A 16,840-nucleotide genomic window follows, 5' to 3' on the forward strand; every position below is an offset into this window, starting at 1 on the left:
ACCTCAGGCGATCTCACGGTCGAGCAACTCGTGCGCATTCAGGCCGAGCAGCGCGATATGCTCGCGCACCTTGGGCCAGTAGCTGGTCAGGAAGCGGTCGCGCTCGGCGACCTTCAGGCGCTCGACCGCGCCGGGCAGCACGAACATGCCGACGCCGCGGCGCACCTCGACATAGCCGTCGTCCTGGAAGCTCTGATAGGCCTTGGCAACCGTCAGCGGGTTCGCGCCATGCTCGGCGGCGAGCGCTCGCACCGACGGCAACTGGTCCCCCGCCCGGTATTCGCCGCGCAGAATCGCCGTGGCGATGCTGGCGCGCAGCTTCAGGTAAACCGGGCTGTCTTCATGCTCGAGCGCTGTCATGCTGCCTTAATACAGCATGGGAGCGGAAAGTTCCACCCTTAAGAAGGTTTCGTCAGATACCGTCCGTCGCGGTTCCGGCCCAGGTCGCCACCACCTTATCCCTGTCGGGACGCGGCCGCTCCTCCAGCGGCTTGCCGGGGGTACCGATGAACACGAAGCCGGCGATCCGCTCGGGCGCCGCACCGAACAGGTCGCGTACCCGGTCGCTATACGCCGCCCAGCCGGTGAGCCAGCATCCGGCATAGCCGCTGGCGTGCACCGCATGGAGCAGGTTCATCGTCGCCGCCCCCACCGACAATTCCTGCTCCCACAACGGGATATGGCTCTCGACCTTGGGCGAAGCGAGCACCACGACCAGCGCCGGCGCCTGGCGCGCGAACTGGTCCATCGCCTCGATCTCCAGCCGCCCCGCGCTCGGCTTCTCGGCGCGATAGGCATCGATGATGCCCGCCGCGAGCGCATCGCGCGCCTCGGCCGGCACCATGATGAAGCGCCAGGGCGCGAGCTTGCCATGGTCGGGCGTGCGCGTCGCGATCGCGAGAATATCCGCAAGCTCGTCGGCGCCGGGCGCGGGTGCGACCAGGTCGCGGGCCTTGGCGGAGCGGCGCGTGGCAAGCAGCGAGAGCGGGGTGGAGCGATCGTTGAAGGTCATGCCGGGCGCCCTAGCCGCTCCCGCAGTGGAGCAAAAGCGGTGAACAAGCGAAATCGATCGCTCAGCCAGGGTTCAGTTTCGTATGACACAATCCCGCTTCACATGGCGATTTTCGCCGTTAGGCTCCCGCGCAGCAATCCGCCCTGCACGTACGGGGCCGGAATTCTGTCTATAAAGGGGTTCGACGTTGCCGCATTTCAAAGACGTAGCATTATGGGCGGAGGCCGAGTGGATCGCCGTGATCGCCACGGTCCTGCTCTTCGCCTTCCTCGCCGGGGGCGCCTTGATCGCCGCCAGCAAGAAGCCGGAATTCGCGGGCCATCCCAAGGGCCTGTACATGCTGTTCTTCGCCGAGATGTGGGAGCGCTTCTCCTACTACGGCATGCGCGCGATCCTGATCTTCTACCTGACTCAGCACTGGCTGTTCTCGGACGGCAAGTCGAACCTGATCTACGGCGCCTATACCTCGCTGGTCTACATCACCCCCGTGCTCGGCGGCTATCTCGCCGACCGCTATCTCGGCCAGCGCAAGGCGGTGATCTTCGGCGGCCTGCTGCTCGCGGCGGGTCACTCGCTGATGGCGGTCGAGGGCACGGGCGGGCAGAATGATCCGACGATCAACGTCTTCTGGCTCGCGCTCGCCTTCATCATCGTCGGCTCGGGCTTCCTCAAGGCCAACATCTCGGTGATGGTCGGGCAGCTCTACAACTTGACCGACACGCGCCGCGACGCCGCCTATACGATCTTCTACATGGGCATCAACGTGGGCGCCGCGCTCGGCACGATCCTGGTCGCCTATCTTGGCCAGACGATCGGCTGGGGCTTCGGCTTCGGTCTCGCCGGCATCGGCATGCTCGCCGGCCTGATCGTGTTCGTGCTGGGCAAGGCTTCGCTGCACGGCGCGGGCGAGGCGCCGGCGCCGCTGCCGCGATCACGCGAATGGGTGCTCTATGGCGTGGGTTTCGCCTCGGTCGCGGTGATCTGGGCGCTGGTCCAGTATCAGGACGTGATCCAGACGCTGCTCGCCATCTCCGGCGTCGCGCTGCTCGGCTATGTCCTCTACGAGAGCTTCAAGCTGCCCAAGGAACCGCGCGAGCGCATGTTCGCGATCCTGTTCCTGATCTCGCTCAACCCGATCTTCTGGGGCCTGTTCGAGCAGGCGGGCGGGTCGATGAACCTGTTCACCGACGAGTTCGTCGACCGCGGCGGGGTGCCGGCCGGCATCTTCCAGTCGATCAACCCGATCTACATCATCCTGCTCGCACCATTGTTCGCGGGCCTGTGGCAGTTCCTCGGCAAGCGCGGACTCGAGCCGTCGGCGCCCGCCAAGTTCGGCCTCGCACTGCTGCAGATGGGCTTCGCCAACCTCGTGCTGGTGTGGGGCGCGCATGCCTGGGGCATCGCGGCGATGACCCCGGTGTTCCTGGTCTTCGCCTATTATTTCTTCGCCACCACCGCGGAGCTCTGCCTCTCGCCTGTCGGCCTGTCCGCGATGAACCGGCTCGCGCCCAAGTTCCTCGCCTCGCTCATCATGGGCGCATGGTTCTACATGACCGCGGTCGGCAACTTCGTCGCAGGCAAGATCGGCGAGGCGACCGGCGGCCATGACGGTCAAATGACCAAGGACGGCCTGCTCTCGATCTACGACCTGTTCGGCTGGATCGCGATCGGCGTCGGCGTGGGCGTGCTGGTGCTCAGCCCGATCGTGCGGCGCTGGATGCACCTCGACACGCTCAAGGACGACCGCGACCTGGCGGGCCAGCCGGAGCTGGCGGAGAACCAGGCGGCGGGCACGCGCCCGGATCTCGAGACCAAGCCGGTCTGACGAACGGCGCAGCGAAAACGGGCGTGGGGATCACCTCCCCGCGCCCTTTTTCATGCGGTCAGCCCAGCGCTTCCTCGTAGACGCGGCGCATCTCGGTGCCGAACGCGACCAGCGTCACCTCCAGATCGGGGTTTGCGGCAATCGCGGCGCGGCATTCGCGCACGGCGATCTCCGCAGCCCGGTCGACCGGGAAGCGATAGACGCCGCAGCTGATCGCCGGGAATGCGATGCTCCGGATTCCCGCTGCGGCCGCGATCTCGAAGCAGCGCCGGTAGCAGCTCGCCAGCAGCGCCGGCTCGCCCTTGTCGCCGCCCTGCCACACCGGCCCGACGGTATGGATGATGTGGCGCGCCGGCAGCCGGTAACCGCCGGTCAGCTTGGCATCGCCGGTCCTGCAGCCGCCCAGCGCGTACAGCTTGCGGCATTCCTCGATCAGTCCCGGTCCCGCCGCCCGGTGGATCGCGCCGTCGACGCCACCCCCGCCAAGCAGGGACGAGTTCGCCGCATTGACGATCGCATCGACATCGAGCCGGGTAATGTCCCCCTCGACGACGCGAAGGCTCATCGCACCCGGTTCGCGACCAGGTCGTCGACCACCGCCGGATCGGCGAGCGTACTCGTGTCCCCCAGCGAAGACACGTCGCCTTCGGCAATCTTGCGCAGGATGCGGCGCATGATCTTGCCCGAGCGCGTCTTGGGCAGGCCCGGCGCGAACTGCAGCGCGTCGGGTGTGGCGATCGGGCCGATCTCGGTGCGCACCCACTTGACCAGCTCGGCGCGCAGCGCGTCGTCCGCCGTCTCGCCGGCGTTGAGCGTGACATAGGCGTAGATGCCCTGCCCCTTCACGTCGTGCGGCATGCCCACCACCGCCGCCTCGGCGACCTTGGGATGGAGCACCAGCGCGCTCTCGACCTCGGCGGTGCCCATGCGATGGCCGCTGACGTTGATCACGTCGTCCACCCGTCCGGTGATCCAGTAATAGCCGTCCTCGTCGCGGCGGCAGCCGTCGCCGGTGAAATACTTCCCCGGATAGGTGGTGAAATAGGTCTGGAAGAACCGCGCGTGATCGCCCCACACGGTGCGCATCTGCCCCGGCCAGCTGCGCGCGATGACGAGGTTGCCCTCGGTCGCGCCGTGCAGCACCGCCCCCTCGCTGTCGACCAGCTGGGGATCGACGCCCGGCATCGGCTTTGTCGCGGAGCCGGGCTTGAGCGCGGTTGCGCCCGGCATCGGCGCGATCATCGCGCCGCCGGTCTCGGTCTGCCACCAGGTGTCGATGATCGGGCAGCGTCCCTCGCCGACCACTTCGTGATACCAGCGCCACGCCTCGGGGTTGATCGGCTCGCCGACCGTGCCGAGCAGCTTCAGCGACTTGCGGCTGGTCTTGGCGACGAACTCGTCGCCATCCTTCATCAGCGCGCGCAGCGCGGTCGGCGCGGTGAAGATGGTGTGGACGTTGTGGCGGTCGACCACCTGCCAGATGCGGCTGGCGTCGGGCCAGTTGGGCAGGCCTTCGTACATCAGCGTCGTCGCGCCGTTCGAAAGCGGGCCGTACAGGATATAGCTGTGCCCGGTGACCCAGCCGATGTCCGCCGCGCACCACCACACGTCGCCCGGACGATAGTCGAAGCACAGCTCATGGGTCAGGCTCGCCCACAGCAGATAGCCGCCGCTCGTATGCAGCACGCCCTTCGGCTTGCCGGTCGAGCCGCTGGTATACAGGATGAACAGCGGATCCTCGGCGTTCATTGCCTCGGCGGGGCAGTCGGCGGAGACGTTCGCCGCGGCGTCATGATACCAGACATCGCGCTCCGCGGTCATCGCGATCTCGCCGCCGGTCGCCTTGACCACGATCACCGTCTCGAGCGACGGCGCGCGCTTCGCCGCCTCGTCGACATTGGCCTTGAGCGCGATGCGCTTGCCGCCGCGCCGCCCCTCGTCGGCGGTCACCACCACCTTGCTGTCGCAATCGGTGATGCGCCCGGCCAGCGCCTCGGGCGAGAAGCCGCCGAACACCACGGAGTGAATTGCGCCGATCCGCGCGCAGGCGAGCACCGCGAACGCCGCCTCGGGGATCATCGGCATGTAGATGGTGACGCGATCGCCGCGGGCGACGCCCTTCGCCTTCAGCACATTGGCGAAGCGGCACACCTGCTGGTGCAGCTCGAGATAGGTGAAGCGGCGGGGCTCCTCGGCGGGATCGTCGGGCTCCCAGATGATCGCGATGTCGCCGCCGCGGCTGGCGAGGTGGCGATCGATGCAATTGGCGGCGACGTTGAGCTTGCCGTCGGCGAACCAGTTGATCCGGAAATCCGCCTCGTCGAACGACCAGTCGCCCGCCAGCTCCGGCCGCTTGATCCAGTCGAGCCGCTTCGCCTGATCGAGCCAGAAGCTGCCCGGATCGGCGAGCGAGCGCCCGTAGAGCCGCTCATAGCCCGCCGCATCGTAACGCGCGTTCCGTGCCCATTCCGCGGGAACGGGATAAATCTCGCCGGTCATCGCCTCTCCTCTCGGGCGCGACCTTTAACGGGCGGCGCGCGCCGCGTGCAAGCGAGGATCAGGCCTTGGCGCGGGCATATTCCTGCGTCCCGCGCGTGATCACGCGGTCGCCATCGACGATCTCGGCGATCGGGATGTCGGGCTGGGCCAGGATCTCGCGATAGAGCGGGGCGAAATCGCTCTCGACCGTGACGCGGAGCAGTTCGTCGAAGCTCGGGATGACGAAGTAGTTCTGCTGGAAATCGTCGATGCGATATTCGGTGCGCATCACTCGCTTCAAGTCGAAGCCGATGCGGTTGGGGCTGTCACTATCGAGCGCGAAGCGGCTCTCGCCAAAGCTCGATACGATGCCCGAGCCGTAGATGCGCAGCCCCTCGGCTTCCTCGATCAGCCCGAATTCGACGGTGTACCAGTAGAGCCGCGAGAGCTGCGTGAGCGCGCCGAACTCCATCGCGCGCTGCCCGCCGCGGCCATAGGCCTCCATGTAATCGGCGAACACCGGATCGGCGAGCATCGGGACATGGCCGAACACGTCGTGGAACACATCCGGCTCCTGGAGATAATCGAGCTGGTCGGGCCGGCGGATGAAATTGCCCGCGACGAAGCGGCGGTTGGCCATGTGATCGAAGAACACCTCGTCGGGGACGAGGCCGGGCACGGCGACGACCTGCCAGCCGGTCAGCTTCATCAGCCGTTCGGACAGCTCCTCGAAATTGGGGATGCCCGATTCCGACAGCTTGAGCAGCTCGAGGCCGTGCAGATAGGCCTTGGAGGCGCGGCCCGGGAGCAGCTTGATCTGGCGCTCGAACAGCGTGTCCCACACCGCGTGCTCGGCGGGCGTGAAAGCCTTCCAATCCTGGTCAATCGTCCAGTCGGCCGCAGCGCCTTCGGGCGGGCGGTCGAGGACATGGGTTTCACTTGTCATTCCTCCCCCATAACATGCGCGGCGCATGGACGGAAACACGCGGGGATATCGGGCACGAAAGGCGCTGCGCTGGCTGTTGCGCGGCGTGGCGACGGCGCTTGTGCTGCTGCTCGGCTATGGCGGCGCGGGCTGGGTCGGCGGACTGCTCCCGGCGAATGGCGCGTGGGAGGAGCCGGCCCAGGGCATCCGCATCTATGTCGAGGACAATGGCATCCACACCGGCATCGTGCTGCCCGTGCGCGCCGCGGACGTGGACTGGAGCGACCTGGTGCGCGGCGAGGACCTGCGCGACCCGCGCTTCGGGGGGCATAGCTGGCGCAGCTTCGGCTGGGGCGACCGCGACTTCTACCTCAACACCCCGACCTGGTCCGAATTGCGCCCGGGCCGCGTACTCAAGGCAGCGGCTGGCAGCCGCGACACGCTGATGCATGTCGACTTCATCCCCGAGCCGACCGAAGGGCCGAACGTGCGCGCGATCGTGCTGCGGCCGGAGGAGTATCACCGGCTCGCCGCCTTCATCCGCGCGAGCTTCCGCACCGGAGCGGACGGCCGCGCGGCGCGTTACCCGGGCTATGGCAGCTATGATGCCTTCTACGACGGCACCGGCACCTACAGCGCGATCCGCACCTGCAACGCTTGGACCGGCGAGGCATTTCGCGCGGCAGGGGTGAAAATGGGAATCTGGACCCCATTTCCATCTACGGTGATGCGATGGTTGCCCGTGGAGAGCATGCGATGACTCCAACCGAGATTTTGCCGCCGCCGCGCGCTTCCTTCTACGCGGAGGCGCCGCGCCTCGCCTGGGCGCTTGCCGAGCTCGCGACCAAATGGCGCAGCCTCAAGGATGCGCCATTGGGCGACGGCCGGCCGGTGCTGCTACTGCCTGGCCTTGCCAATGGCGACGCGTCGATGGGGGCCATGCATCGTTTCCTGCGCGGGCGCGGCTATCGCACCTGGCGCTGGCGGCTGGGCATCAATCTCGGCGTCCGATCGGTCGGCGGCGACGTCGAGCGGCTGATCGCGCGGATCGAAGAGGTCCATGCCGAAGCCGGCGAGCCGGTGACGCTGATCGGCGTCAGTCTAGGCGGGATTCTCGCCCGCGTCGCCGCGCACCGCCGCCCCGATCTGGTGCGCGAAGTGGTGACGATCTCCTCACCCTATGCCGGCCCGCCCACCGCGACCAATGTCTGGCGCCATTTCGAAGTGCTGACCGGTCAGAAGATCGACGATCCCGCGGCACGCGCGATGCTGGCCGAAGCGGCCGCGCCACTGCCGATGCCCGCGACCTCGATCTGGAGCCGCAGCGACGGCTTCGTCAACGGCAGCATCTGCCATGAAGGGGATCACGACGGCGCACGCTCCGTCGAGGTGGTCAGCAACCATATCGGCGTGCATTTCCGTCCGCAGGTGCTGCGCGCCATCGCCGAGACGCTGGCCGGCAGCGCGAGCCGCGCCTAGTCCGCGTCGCCCTCGGGATCTCCGGCGCGATAGCCCTGATAGGGGCCGCAATCGTCCGGGGCCTTGCGGCACGCCTCTTCATGCTTCTTGCGCTCGCGGCCTTCGCGGGCCTCCTGCTTGCGCAGCTTGCGCCCGGCGTTGCGGTCGGCCTCGTCCTGGCTGGTCGTCGCCCAGTCGGCGGTCTGCCCTACCGCCTTGACCGGCAGCGTGACGACGTCGAACGCGGTCTTGGCGATGCAACCGCCCGCCAGCAGCGGCAGCGCCGCGATGACCAACATGAACTCCTTGCGCATCGCGCCCATCTCCCAGTCGATCAGCGGGACTGCCGATCGCGCGCCTGAACCCCGTGATAAGGGTAATCGGTGAAGAAACCATCCACCCCGGCGGCGAGATGGCGCGAAATCTCCTCTTCCAGCCGCCCATGGCCGGCCGGGTTGATGCCCGAGCGCAGGCTCGCCGGGAGGAAGAAATTCTCGGCGCGGAAGGTCCAGGGATGCACCGCGAGCCCCGCCGCGTGCGCATCCGCGACGAGCGGCATGGCGGTGCCGTCGTTCTTCACCACCAGCGACTTGTTGGGGCCGATCCCCGCGGCATAGACGGCGATCGCCTTCAGCCCCTCGGGCGTGATCATCGCGGCGTAGCTCGGCTGCGCCTTGTCGGCGGGGCCGCCGTCGGTATCGAGCAGCTGGATCAGCCGGACCTTGGTCTGCTTGCTGAGCGCCTTCAGATTGTCCACCTCGAACGACTGGATGAACACCGGCGCATCGGCACGGTCCCAGCCGGCCGCCTGAAGTTCGGCGAGCAGCTTCGCTTCCATCGGCAGGCCGATCGATGCGAAATAGGTCGGATGCTTGGTCTCGGGATAGATGCCGACCGGGCGCCCGCGCGAGACCGCGGCCGATTTGGCCAGCGCGATCACCTCGCGCAGCGTCGGGATCTCGAACTGGCCGTCATATTTGGTGTTGTCGCGGCGGAGCATCGGCAGCCGCTCCCTGGCGCGCAGCGTCTTGAGCTCGGCAAGGGTGAAATCCTCGGTGAACCACCCAGTGTACTTGACTCCGTCGATCGTCTTGGTCGTCTTGCGATCCTTGAACTCGGCGCGCGACCCGACGTCGGTGGTCTCGGCGATGTTGTTCTCGTGCCGCGCGACCAGCTCGCCGTCCCTGGTCATCACAAGATCGGGCTCGATGAAGTCGGCGCCCTGCTCGATCGCGAGGGTGTAGGACGCCAGCGTATGCTCGGGACGTTCGCCGCTGGCGCCGCGATGCGCGATGACGATTGGCTTGGTGGCTGGCATGATCGCATCCTTCGCAGCGGCGGGCGCCGCGAGCATAATCAGTGCAAGCGCCGCTCGCCACATCCCCGCCATCGCCCTATCTCCTTCGAAACGCTCGGATCGGCTAATCGATTCGGGTGACAGCATTGAGGCACAGCGATGGTGAGGAAGCCGGATGATCGAGGCTGAACGCGTTGCGCTGGTGCTGCTCGCCGCAGGCCGCTCCGAACGGTTCGGCGGAGACAAGCTGACTCAGCTCTATCTCGGGCGCCCGGTCGGGCTGCACGTCGTCGTCGCGCTCGAGGCGGTGCCGTTTCGCGAACGCATCGCGGTGGTATCGGAGACCCGGCTGGATCTCGCCGGGTGCGGCTACCGCATCGTCCACAACGACGACCCCGCGGCTGGGATGAGCCGCTCGCTGCGCCTCGGCGTCGAAGCGGCGTGCGCCAGCGGCGCGGAAGCGGTGCTGATCGCGCTCGCGGACATGCCCAAGGTCACCGCCACGCATATCTATCGCCTGCTCGACCGCGCCGAGGGCCCCGACGCGATCGTGGCGTCGAGCGATGGCGAGATTCCACGTCCGCCGGTGCTGTTCGGCTGCAGCCATTTCGACGCGCTGCTGCGCGCGGAAGGCGACATGGGCGCGCGCGAGCTGGTCAAGCATGGCCACCACGTCGTCACCTCGCCCGCCGAGCTGGTCGACATCGACACGGTCGAGGATCTCGACCGCCTGATCCACGCCAAATAGACGCCAGCCCTATTCGTGCCGCAGCGCGTCGATCGGGTTGAGGCTCGCCGCGCGCCGCGCCGGGAAGAAGCCGAACACCACGCCGATCGCCGCCGCGATGATGAAGGCGATGATGTTGATCTGCAGGTCGAACGTCCATGGCACCTGCATGATCGGCGTGATGATCGCGATCACCAGCTGCGCCAGCAACAGCCCGATCACCCCGCCCAGCATTGACAGCACGATCGCCTCGACCAGGAACTGCAACAGCACCTCGCTCGCGATCGCGCCGATGGCGAGGCGGATGCCGATCTCGCGCGTGCGCTCGGTCACCGAGACCAGCATGATGTTCATGATCCCGATCCCGCCGACGATCAGGCTGATGCCCGCCACCGCCGCGACGATCTGGGTGAGCAGGGTGGTGGTGCCGGTCAGCGTCGCGCTGATCTGGGCGGTGTCAAAGATGTTGAAATTGTCCTCGGCGCCGGGCTCGAGCCGCCGCCGCTCGCGCAGCAGATCGGTGAGCGCGGACTGGACCTGCTGGGTGTCATAGGCCTGGTCGACCCCGACCAGCATCAGGCGGATGTCGCGATTGCCGGTGAAGCGGCGCTGCACCGTCTTGATCGGCATGATGATGACGTCGTCCTGGTCGCCGCCGAACCCGGCCTGGCCGCGCGTCGAGAGCGTGCCGATCACGTCGCACGAGACGTTGTTGACGCGCATCCGCTGCCCGACCGCACGCCCGCCGCGGAACAGGTTCTGGCGCACCGTGTTGCCGATGATGCACACCGACTTGCCCGCCGCCTCCTCCGCCGGGGAGAAGGTGCGGCCGGCGGTCAGCGGCCAGGGCTGGACCTTGAAGAAATCGTTGGTGGTGCCGTTGATCGTGGTCGACCAGTTGGCACCCTCATGGATCGCGGTCGCGGTCGACTGGGCCTGCGGCGCGACCGCGGTCACGCCGGCGACCTGCTCCTTGACCGCCTCGACGTCGAGCTCCTCGAAATCGGGCGGGCGCGGTCCACCGCCGCCGCGGCCGAAGCCCTGGCCGGGGCGCACCTGGAGGATATTGGTGCCGAGGCTGGCGATCTGTTGCTGGACCGCGGCGGTGGTCGCTTTGCCCAGCGTGACCATCGCCACCACCGCGGCGACGCCGATGATGATGCCGAGCGTGGTCAGGAACGAGCGCAGCTTGTGGCGCAGGATCGAGCGGATCGCGAGGGTGAGCGTGGTGCCAAGCATCAGACGTGCGCTCCCGCCTTGCGGCCGGCGCCTTCACCTTCCTCGATCCGCTCGACCAGCCCGTCCTTGAAGTGGACGATGGTATGGGCGAAGGCCGCCATGTCGGGCTCGTGGGTGACCATCAGCACGGTGATGCCGCTGTCCTGGTTGAGACTGGTGAGCAGTTCCATGATCTCGATCGAGCGCGCCGAATCCAAGTTGCCGGTCGGCTCGTCGGCGAGCAGCACGGCGGGGCTGGTCACGATCGCACGGGCGATCGCCACGCGCTGCTGCTGGCCGCCCGAGAGCTCGGCCGGGGTATGGTCCCACCAGTCGGCGAGGCCGACCTTCTCGAGCGCCGCCATGCCGAGTTCGCGCCGCGTCTTCTTGTCCTCGCCGCGATAGAGCAGGGGCAGCTCGACATTCTCCAGCGCATGGGTGCGCGAGAGCAGGTTGAAGCCCTGGAAGACGAAGCCGAGATATTTGCGGCGGACCAGCGCGCGCTCGTCGCGGTCGAGCTTCTCGATATGCACGCCCTTGAACAGGAACTCGCCCGAGGTCGGCACGTCGAGGCAGCCGAGGATGTTCATCGTCGTCGACTTGCCCGAGCCCGACGGCCCCATCACCGCGACGAAATCGCGCTCGGCGATGTCGAGGTCGACGCCCTTCAGCGCCTGGAACGCCGTCGCGCCCTCCCCGAACACCTTGGTGATGTTGCGCAGGCGGATGATCGGGTCGGCGTCAGCCACCATTGCCTCCGCCACCGCCGCCCTGACGCCGCTGGCCCCCGCCACCGCCGGACTTGCGCTGGCCGGAGCGCGACGATTCGCCCGCATATTGGCCGGTGATGACTTCCATCCCCTCCTTGAGCTCGCCCGACAGGATCTCGGTCATCTGGCCGTTGGTGTCGCCGGTGGTGACCTGGATCGCGCGCGGCTCGCCATCCTCGCCCTTCACATAGAGCGTCTGGCGCGCGCCGCGGCCGATCGTCGCCGACTTCTCCGCCGCCTGCCCGCCACGCCGACCGCGCCGCGGCACGAGCGCGCCGGCCATGCCGCCGCCCGTCTGCTGGGCATTACCGTCGCTGGGGGTGAAGCGCAGCGCGGCGTTGGGAACGAGCAGCACGTTGTTCTTTTGCAACGTCACGATCTCGGCGGTCGCGGTCATGCCAGGGCGCAATTTCTGCTGGGCGTTGGCGACGCTCAGGATCGCGGCATAGGACACGACCTGCCCGGTCGTGCTCGACGTGCTGGTCGAGGACGAACTGGTGCTCTGCGCCGACAGGTTCGAACCGACATCGACGCGCTGGATCGTCGCCGGGAAGGTCTCGCCGGGGAAGGCGTCGACGGTGAAGTTCGCCTTCTGCCCGTCCTTGACCTGGCCGACATCGGCTTCGTCGATCGCGACCTGAAGCTCCATCGCGCCGAGATCCTCCGCGATCACGAACAGCGTCGGGGTGTTGAACGAGGCCGCGACCGTCTGGCCGGGCTCGACCTGCCGCGCAAGCACCACGCCGTTGACGGGCGAACGGATCACCGCCTTGTCGCGCTGCGTGACGTTGGAGCGCAGCGCCGCCTGCTGCGAGACGACCTGCGCCTGGCTGGCGCGCACCGTCGCTTGCGCGCGGGCGACTGCGGCGCGGGCATTGTCCATCTCGGTCTTGGCCGGGACGCGCCCGCCCGACAGCCGGCTCACTTCCTCGAACCGCGAAAGCTGGCTGCGCGCCTCGGTCAAGGTCGCCTGGTTCTGCGCGACCGTCGCCTGCGCGGCGGCGACCGCCGCTTCCCCCTGCTGGATCGTGTCGTTGAGGCGCGACTGGTCGATCAGCGCGAGCGGCTGGCCCGCAGTAACGCGGTCGTTCACGTCGACCAGCACCTTGGTGATCAGGCCCGACAGCTCCGAGCCGACCTGCACCTGATTGGTCGGGGCAAGCTTGCCGGTCGCCGAGACGGTGACGGTGAGCGCGCCGCGTTCCGCCTTCTGCGTCGCATAGCCGGCCTCGGCGCTTCCGCCGAAGAAGCGAGAGACGCCGAAGATCACCGCGATCACCACCAGCGCCAGCGCGACCCACTTGGCGTAGCGCTGCCATGGCGGAGTCACCTTGCCGCCGAGGAATTCGTCGAGCTTGGGGCTGGGGTTCGCATCGGCCATCAGTTTTGTCCGGTCTTGGAAAGGGTCGCGGGCGCGGGGACGCTCTGCGGGGTGGGCACGGCGCCGGCATCCCAGCCGCCGCCGAGCGCGAGATAGAGCTGGATCAGCGCCGAGGCCTGGTCCGAGCGCGCCTGGAGCAGGCCGTTGCGCGCCGAGATCAGCGACGCCTCGCTCTGGCTCAGCGTCAGGAAGTCGGCGAGCCCCGCACGGTACGAGCTGCGCGAGAGGATCGCACTGTTATTCGCCGCGTCGAGCGCGATCACGAACTCGCGCTCGCGGCGCTGCGCGGCCTGCAGCGCGACGATCGCATTCTCTACATCCTCGAGCGCGGCGAGCACGGTCTGCTTGTAGGCGACGAAGGCGCCGTCCGCCGCTGCCTGCGCCGAGCGGACCTGCGAGCGCGTGCGGCCGGCGTCGAAGATCGTCTGCGCGATGCTCGCGAAGAGGCGGCCAGTGATCACGTCGAAGATGCTGCCGAGGTTCGACGCACCGGCATCGATGCTGCCGCCGAGCGAGAGCTGCGGATAGAGCTGCGCCTCCGCCACGCCGATCTGCGCGACTGCGGCGGCGAGGTTGCGCTCGGCCGCGCGCACGTCGGGGCGCTGGCGCAGCGTGTCGGCGGGGATGCCGACCGCGATCGCCGCCGGGCCCTGCGGGACGGGACGCACCGCCTCCATCTCGCCCTTGAGCGCGCCCGGAGCCTGGCCGGTCAGCACGCCGAGCCGGGACACGGCGCTGTTGTAGCTCGCCTCGATATTGGGAATCGACGCCGCGGTCTGCGCGCGGCTCGCGCGCGCCTGCTCCTGGTCGAGCGAGGAAACGAGGCCGGCCTGCACGCGGAAGCCGGCGATCTCGAGATTGTCGTCCTGGATCGCCAGGCTGTCGCGCGCATTGGCGAGCTGCGCCTGTGCCGCCCGCGCGAGGATGTAGTTGCGCGCGATCTCCCCTTGGATCGAGATCAGCACCGTGGCGTAGTCATAGCCGCTCGCCTCGAGCTGCGCGCGGCTCGCCTGCACACCGCGGCGCACGCCACCGAACAGGTCGGCCTGATAATTGACGTCGGCACCGAGCGAGAAGCTCGAATTGCCCCCCTGCGATACGGTCGTCACGGTGCCGTCGGGCAAGGTGATCTGGCTGGTTGCGCCGCGGATCGGCTCGCTGCGCGACGCGCTCCCGCCGGCACTCACGCTCGGCAGCAGCGACGCGCGCGACTGGACCAGTGCCTCGCGCGCCTGGCGCAGCCGTACCACCGCCTGCGCCACGTCGAGATTCTGCGTCGCCGCCTGCTCGACCAGCTGCGTCAGCAGGGGGTCGTTGAACGCGGTCCACCATTGGCGCAGATCGGCCTGCGCCTGCTGCTGCGCCTCGACCGACCAGGCGGCCGGCACGCCGAGCTCCGACGCGCCCTTCGGCCGGTAATCCGGGCCGACGGTACACCCCGCGAGCGGCACCGCGATCAGCATCATGAGGATCGTCGGACGGTTCATCATGGCTCCGAAACTGGTCAGCGGCAGGCGCAACGTCCACCAAAACATTGTCGCAAATTGTATGCGATGTGCCTGAACGCAGCCGAAACGATCCGGTTGCGTCGCCGTCACCAGCTCCCGAAACCCGGAGCGAGCCCGACCCCGTCCGGACCTGGCCGCGACACCCGGTCCCAGCCATAGCGCGCGCGCTTGCGCAGCCGCAGCGCGGGCCAGTCGCCCATCGGAACCCGGCCTGCCAGCCGCAGCCCGTGGCGGCGATAGGCGTGCGCGACGCGCTCGGCCTGGGTCTCCAGCAGCCCCGCGAGCACCAGCGTCCCGCCCGGGGCGAGCGCCGCGGCGATGCTCGGCGCCAGCTCGATCAGCGGCCCGGCCAGGACGTTGGCGATGATCAGGTCATAGGGCGCGCGGCCGATCAGCAGCGGATGCTCCAGCCCGGGCGCCGCGGCGAGCGCGAGCTGCCCCGCGCCGTCGCCCAGCGCGACGTCGTTCGCGGCGGCGTTCTCCGCCGTCACCTCGACCGCCACCGGATCGATGTCCGACGCCGTCGCATAGGCGCGCGGCCACAGATGCATCGCGGCGAAGGCGAGCAGCCCAGTGCCGGTGCCGACATCGAGCAGGTTGCGCACCACCTCTCCCCGCGCGCGCATCGCGTCGAGCGTCAGCAGGCAGCCGCCGGTGGTCTCGTGCGTGCCGGTGCCGAACGCGCGTCCGGCCTCGATATGAAAGGTCTTGGCGCCGTCCGGCACGTCGCCCTTGTTGCTCGCGGTGTGGACGTAGAAGCGGCCGGCATGGACCGGCTCGATCCCCGCCTGGCTCAGCGTGACCCAGTCCTCGTCGGGCAGCTTCTCGGTCACGGGCTTGGCATTCCCGGCGCTCGGCACCAGCGTGCGCAGCGCGGCGATCTCGGCCTTGCCCGGCTTGCCCTCGAAGAAGGCCTCGAGCTGCCAGGCGAGCGGGTCGTCGGGGATGGTCTCACTGGTCAGCAGCACCGGCGCCGGATCGATGCCGAGCAGCTCGGCGCCCTCGAAATCGATCGCCTCCGCCTCGTCGCGCGTGCAGGGCAAGATCACTTTCCAGCTGCTCATTGTTTGCGCCCCGCCGAACGGAAAACCGGTGCCCACTTTTCCTGGCGGATGCTCATCGAACGTAGCTCGCCCCGTTCACATCGAGCACCGCGCCGGTCATCGATGCGGGCGCCTCGAGCGCGCAGAAGCGCGCCATCGTCGCCACTTCCTCGGGCATCGCGACGCGGCCGAGCGGGATGTCGGCGAGAAGCTTGTCGCCACCGCGGCTCGCCATATAGTCCTCGGCCATTCCGGTCATCGTGAACCCCGGGCAGATCGCGAAGGCGAGGATGCCCTCGCGCGCGAAGCCGCGGGCGATGCTCTTGGTCATGCCGACCATGCCCGCCTTGGACGCGGCATAGTGCCAGTGCGCCGGGCTGTCGCCGCGATAGGCGGCGCGGCTGGCGATGTTGACGATGCGCCCGCCGCTGCCGCGTACCTGCCAGTGCTTCACGGCAAAGCGCGAGAGCTGCGCGGCGGCGGTCAGGTTGACCTGCATCGTCCGCTCCCAGGCGTCGAGCCAGTCGTCATCGTCGAGATCGACCGGCGCAGCCTCGAAGATGCCGGCGTTGTTGATGAGCACGTCGATGCGCCCGTCGAGCGCGTCGATCGCCGCCTCCCACAACGAGCGCGGCGCGGCCGGATCGGTGAAGTCGGCGGGGATGCCGCTGCGCGTCCCCTGCCCCACCGCCTTCACGGTGGGGAGGTCGATCGCCTTTAGGATCGCCGCGCCGATGCCCCGGCTGCTGCCGGTGACCAGAATATGGATTGTCATCCCCGTTCTCTACCCGCCCGGATCGGGCGAAGTCGAGACGGCGCGCTTACGCCGCGACCGAGGCCGAGAAGCTGCCGGCGGCGTCGCTGAGCTGGTTCAGCCGCTCGTCGATCGCGCCGAACTCGTGCTGCAGCGTGTCGATCTCTCCGGCGACGCTCTTGGTATCCTCGCGGATCGCCCCGATCGTCGCGGACATCGAGTCGGCGGCGAGCGCGGTCTCGTCGACGGCGGCGGTGATCGCGGTGACGGTCTGGGCCTGGACCTCCATCGCGGTGCGGATGCGGTCGGCGCTGGCCTGCACCTCGAGCACCGTGTCGCGGATCGAGGCGTTGGTATCGACCGTGCCCTTGGTCGCCGACTGGATCGCGGCGATCTTGGCGGCGATATCGTCGGTCGCCCGCGCGGTCTGGTTGGCGAGGCTCT

17 protein-coding genes and 1 pseudogene are annotated in these 16,840 nt (G+C 68.4%); 4 read left to right on the forward strand and 14 right to left on the reverse strand.

The window, feature by feature from the left end; translation table 11 throughout:
- Positions 1-3: 3 nt before the first annotated feature.
- A complete protein-coding gene (locus ABDV68_RS05295) occupies positions 4-360 on the reverse strand; it encodes a GntR family transcriptional regulator (RefSeq protein WP_331028131.1) in 357 nt (118 codons plus the stop codon).
- A 52-nt stretch (positions 361-412) separates the two neighbouring features.
- Positions 413-1,012, reverse strand: coding sequence for a nitroreductase (locus tag ABDV68_RS05300; protein ID WP_343518638.1), 600 nt, complete (start codon positions 1,010-1,012; stop codon positions 413-415).
- Between the two features lie 187 nt (positions 1,013-1,199).
- On the opposite strand from ABDV68_RS05300, the gene ABDV68_RS05305 reads away from it, so the two are divergent.
- Positions 1,200-2,837, forward strand: a complete 1,638-nt coding sequence (locus ABDV68_RS05305; protein WP_343518639.1) for an oligopeptide:H+ symporter — start codon at positions 1,200-1,202, stop codon at positions 2,835-2,837.
- 58 nt (positions 2,838-2,895) lie between these two features.
- Here ABDV68_RS05305 and ABDV68_RS05310 read toward each other — a convergent pair whose 3' ends face one another.
- Genes ABDV68_RS05310 through phhA form a run of 3 tightly spaced genes read right to left on the reverse strand, consistent with a single transcriptional unit; the run spans position 2,896 to position 6,261 of the window.
- Positions 2,896-3,402: an O-acetyl-ADP-ribose deacetylase gene (locus ABDV68_RS05310; RefSeq protein ID WP_343518640.1), complete on the reverse strand. Its 507-nt coding sequence runs from the start codon at positions 3,400-3,402 to the stop codon at positions 2,896-2,898.
- A complete protein-coding gene (gene acs / locus ABDV68_RS05315; RefSeq protein ID WP_343518642.1) occupies positions 3,399-5,336 on the reverse strand; it encodes an acetate--CoA ligase in 1,938 nt (645 codons plus the stop codon). Before acs ends, ABDV68_RS05310 begins: the two co-directional genes overlap by 4 nt.
- Positions 5,337-5,394: 58 nt before the next feature.
- Entirely contained in the window at positions 5,395-6,261 is an 867-nt protein-coding gene (gene phhA, locus ABDV68_RS05320; protein WP_343518644.1) for a phenylalanine 4-monooxygenase, read from the reverse strand.
- An 85-nt stretch (positions 6,262-6,346) separates the two neighbouring features.
- Here phhA and ABDV68_RS05325 point away from each other — a divergent pair, with 85 nt between their 5' ends.
- Both ABDV68_RS05325 and ABDV68_RS05330 read left to right on the forward strand, forming a co-directional pair.
- Complete coding sequence (locus tag ABDV68_RS05325) at positions 6,347-7,000, forward strand: TIGR02117 family protein (RefSeq protein ID WP_343518645.1); 654 nt, start codon at positions 6,347-6,349, stop codon at positions 6,998-7,000.
- Positions 6,997-7,719, forward strand: coding sequence for an alpha/beta fold hydrolase (locus ABDV68_RS05330; RefSeq protein WP_343518646.1), 723 nt, complete (start codon positions 6,997-6,999; stop codon positions 7,717-7,719). The genes ABDV68_RS05325 and ABDV68_RS05330 overlap by 4 nt, the downstream gene beginning before the upstream one ends.
- Here ABDV68_RS05330 and ABDV68_RS05335 read toward each other — a convergent pair.
- Positions 7,716-8,012: a hypothetical protein gene (locus ABDV68_RS05335; protein ID WP_343518648.1), complete on the reverse strand. Its 297-nt coding sequence runs from the start codon at positions 8,010-8,012 to the stop codon at positions 7,716-7,718. The genes ABDV68_RS05330 and ABDV68_RS05335 overlap by 4 nt on opposite strands.
- A 20-nt stretch (positions 8,013-8,032) precedes the next feature.
- A complete protein-coding gene (locus ABDV68_RS05340) occupies positions 8,033-9,016 on the reverse strand; it encodes a glycerophosphodiester phosphodiesterase (RefSeq protein ID WP_343518649.1) in 984 nt (327 codons plus the stop codon).
- A 154-nt stretch (positions 9,017-9,170) separates the two neighbouring features.
- Here ABDV68_RS05340 and ABDV68_RS05345 point away from each other — a divergent pair, with 154 nt between their 5' ends.
- On the forward strand, positions 9,171-9,743 hold the full coding sequence (locus ABDV68_RS05345; RefSeq protein WP_343518650.1) for a nucleotidyltransferase family protein: 573 nt from the start codon (positions 9,171-9,173) through the stop codon (positions 9,741-9,743).
- Between the two features lie 9 nt (positions 9,744-9,752).
- Here ABDV68_RS05345 and ABDV68_RS05350 read toward each other — a convergent pair whose 3' ends face one another.
- The 7 genes and pseudogenes from ABDV68_RS05350 to ABDV68_RS05380 all read right to left on the reverse strand — a co-directional run.
- Positions 9,753-10,961: an ABC transporter permease gene (locus tag ABDV68_RS05350; RefSeq protein WP_343518651.1), complete on the reverse strand. Its 1,209-nt coding sequence runs from the start codon at positions 10,959-10,961 to the stop codon at positions 9,753-9,755.
- Entirely contained in the window at positions 10,961-11,692 is a 732-nt protein-coding gene (locus ABDV68_RS05355; protein WP_343518652.1) for an ABC transporter ATP-binding protein, read from the reverse strand. The genes ABDV68_RS05350 and ABDV68_RS05355 overlap by 1 nt, the downstream gene beginning before the upstream one ends.
- The gene (locus ABDV68_RS05360) at positions 11,682-13,091 is read right to left on the reverse strand and encodes an efflux RND transporter periplasmic adaptor subunit (RefSeq protein ID WP_343518653.1); all 1,410 of its coding nucleotides are present in this window, start codon (positions 13,089-13,091) and stop codon (positions 11,682-11,684) included. The genes ABDV68_RS05355 and ABDV68_RS05360 overlap by 11 nt, the downstream gene beginning before the upstream one ends.
- Positions 13,091-14,578 carry an efflux transporter outer membrane subunit gene (locus tag ABDV68_RS05365; RefSeq protein ID WP_343518654.1) on the reverse strand — a complete coding sequence of 496 codons (1,488 nt, stop codon included), beginning with the start codon at positions 14,576-14,578 and terminating at the stop codon, positions 13,091-13,093. The genes ABDV68_RS05360 and ABDV68_RS05365 overlap by 1 nt, the downstream gene beginning before the upstream one ends.
- Positions 14,579-14,685: 107 nt before the next feature.
- The gene (locus ABDV68_RS05370) at positions 14,686-15,663 is read right to left on the reverse strand and encodes a 50S ribosomal protein L11 methyltransferase (RefSeq protein WP_343518655.1); all 978 of its coding nucleotides are present in this window, start codon (positions 15,661-15,663) and stop codon (positions 14,686-14,688) included.
- Between the two features lie 52 nt (positions 15,664-15,715).
- Positions 15,716-16,417, reverse strand: coding sequence for an SDR family oxidoreductase (locus ABDV68_RS05375; RefSeq protein ID WP_343518656.1), 702 nt, complete (start codon positions 16,415-16,417; stop codon positions 15,716-15,718).
- 46 nt (positions 16,418-16,463) lie between these two features.
- Positions 16,464-16,840 (reverse strand): annotated as a pseudogene (locus ABDV68_RS05380) (chemotaxis protein); the annotation flags it as partial.

The organism is Sphingomonas sp. (genome assembly GCF_039595165.1).
Taxonomy (GTDB): domain Bacteria; phylum Pseudomonadota; class Alphaproteobacteria; order Sphingomonadales; family Sphingomonadaceae; genus Sphingomonas.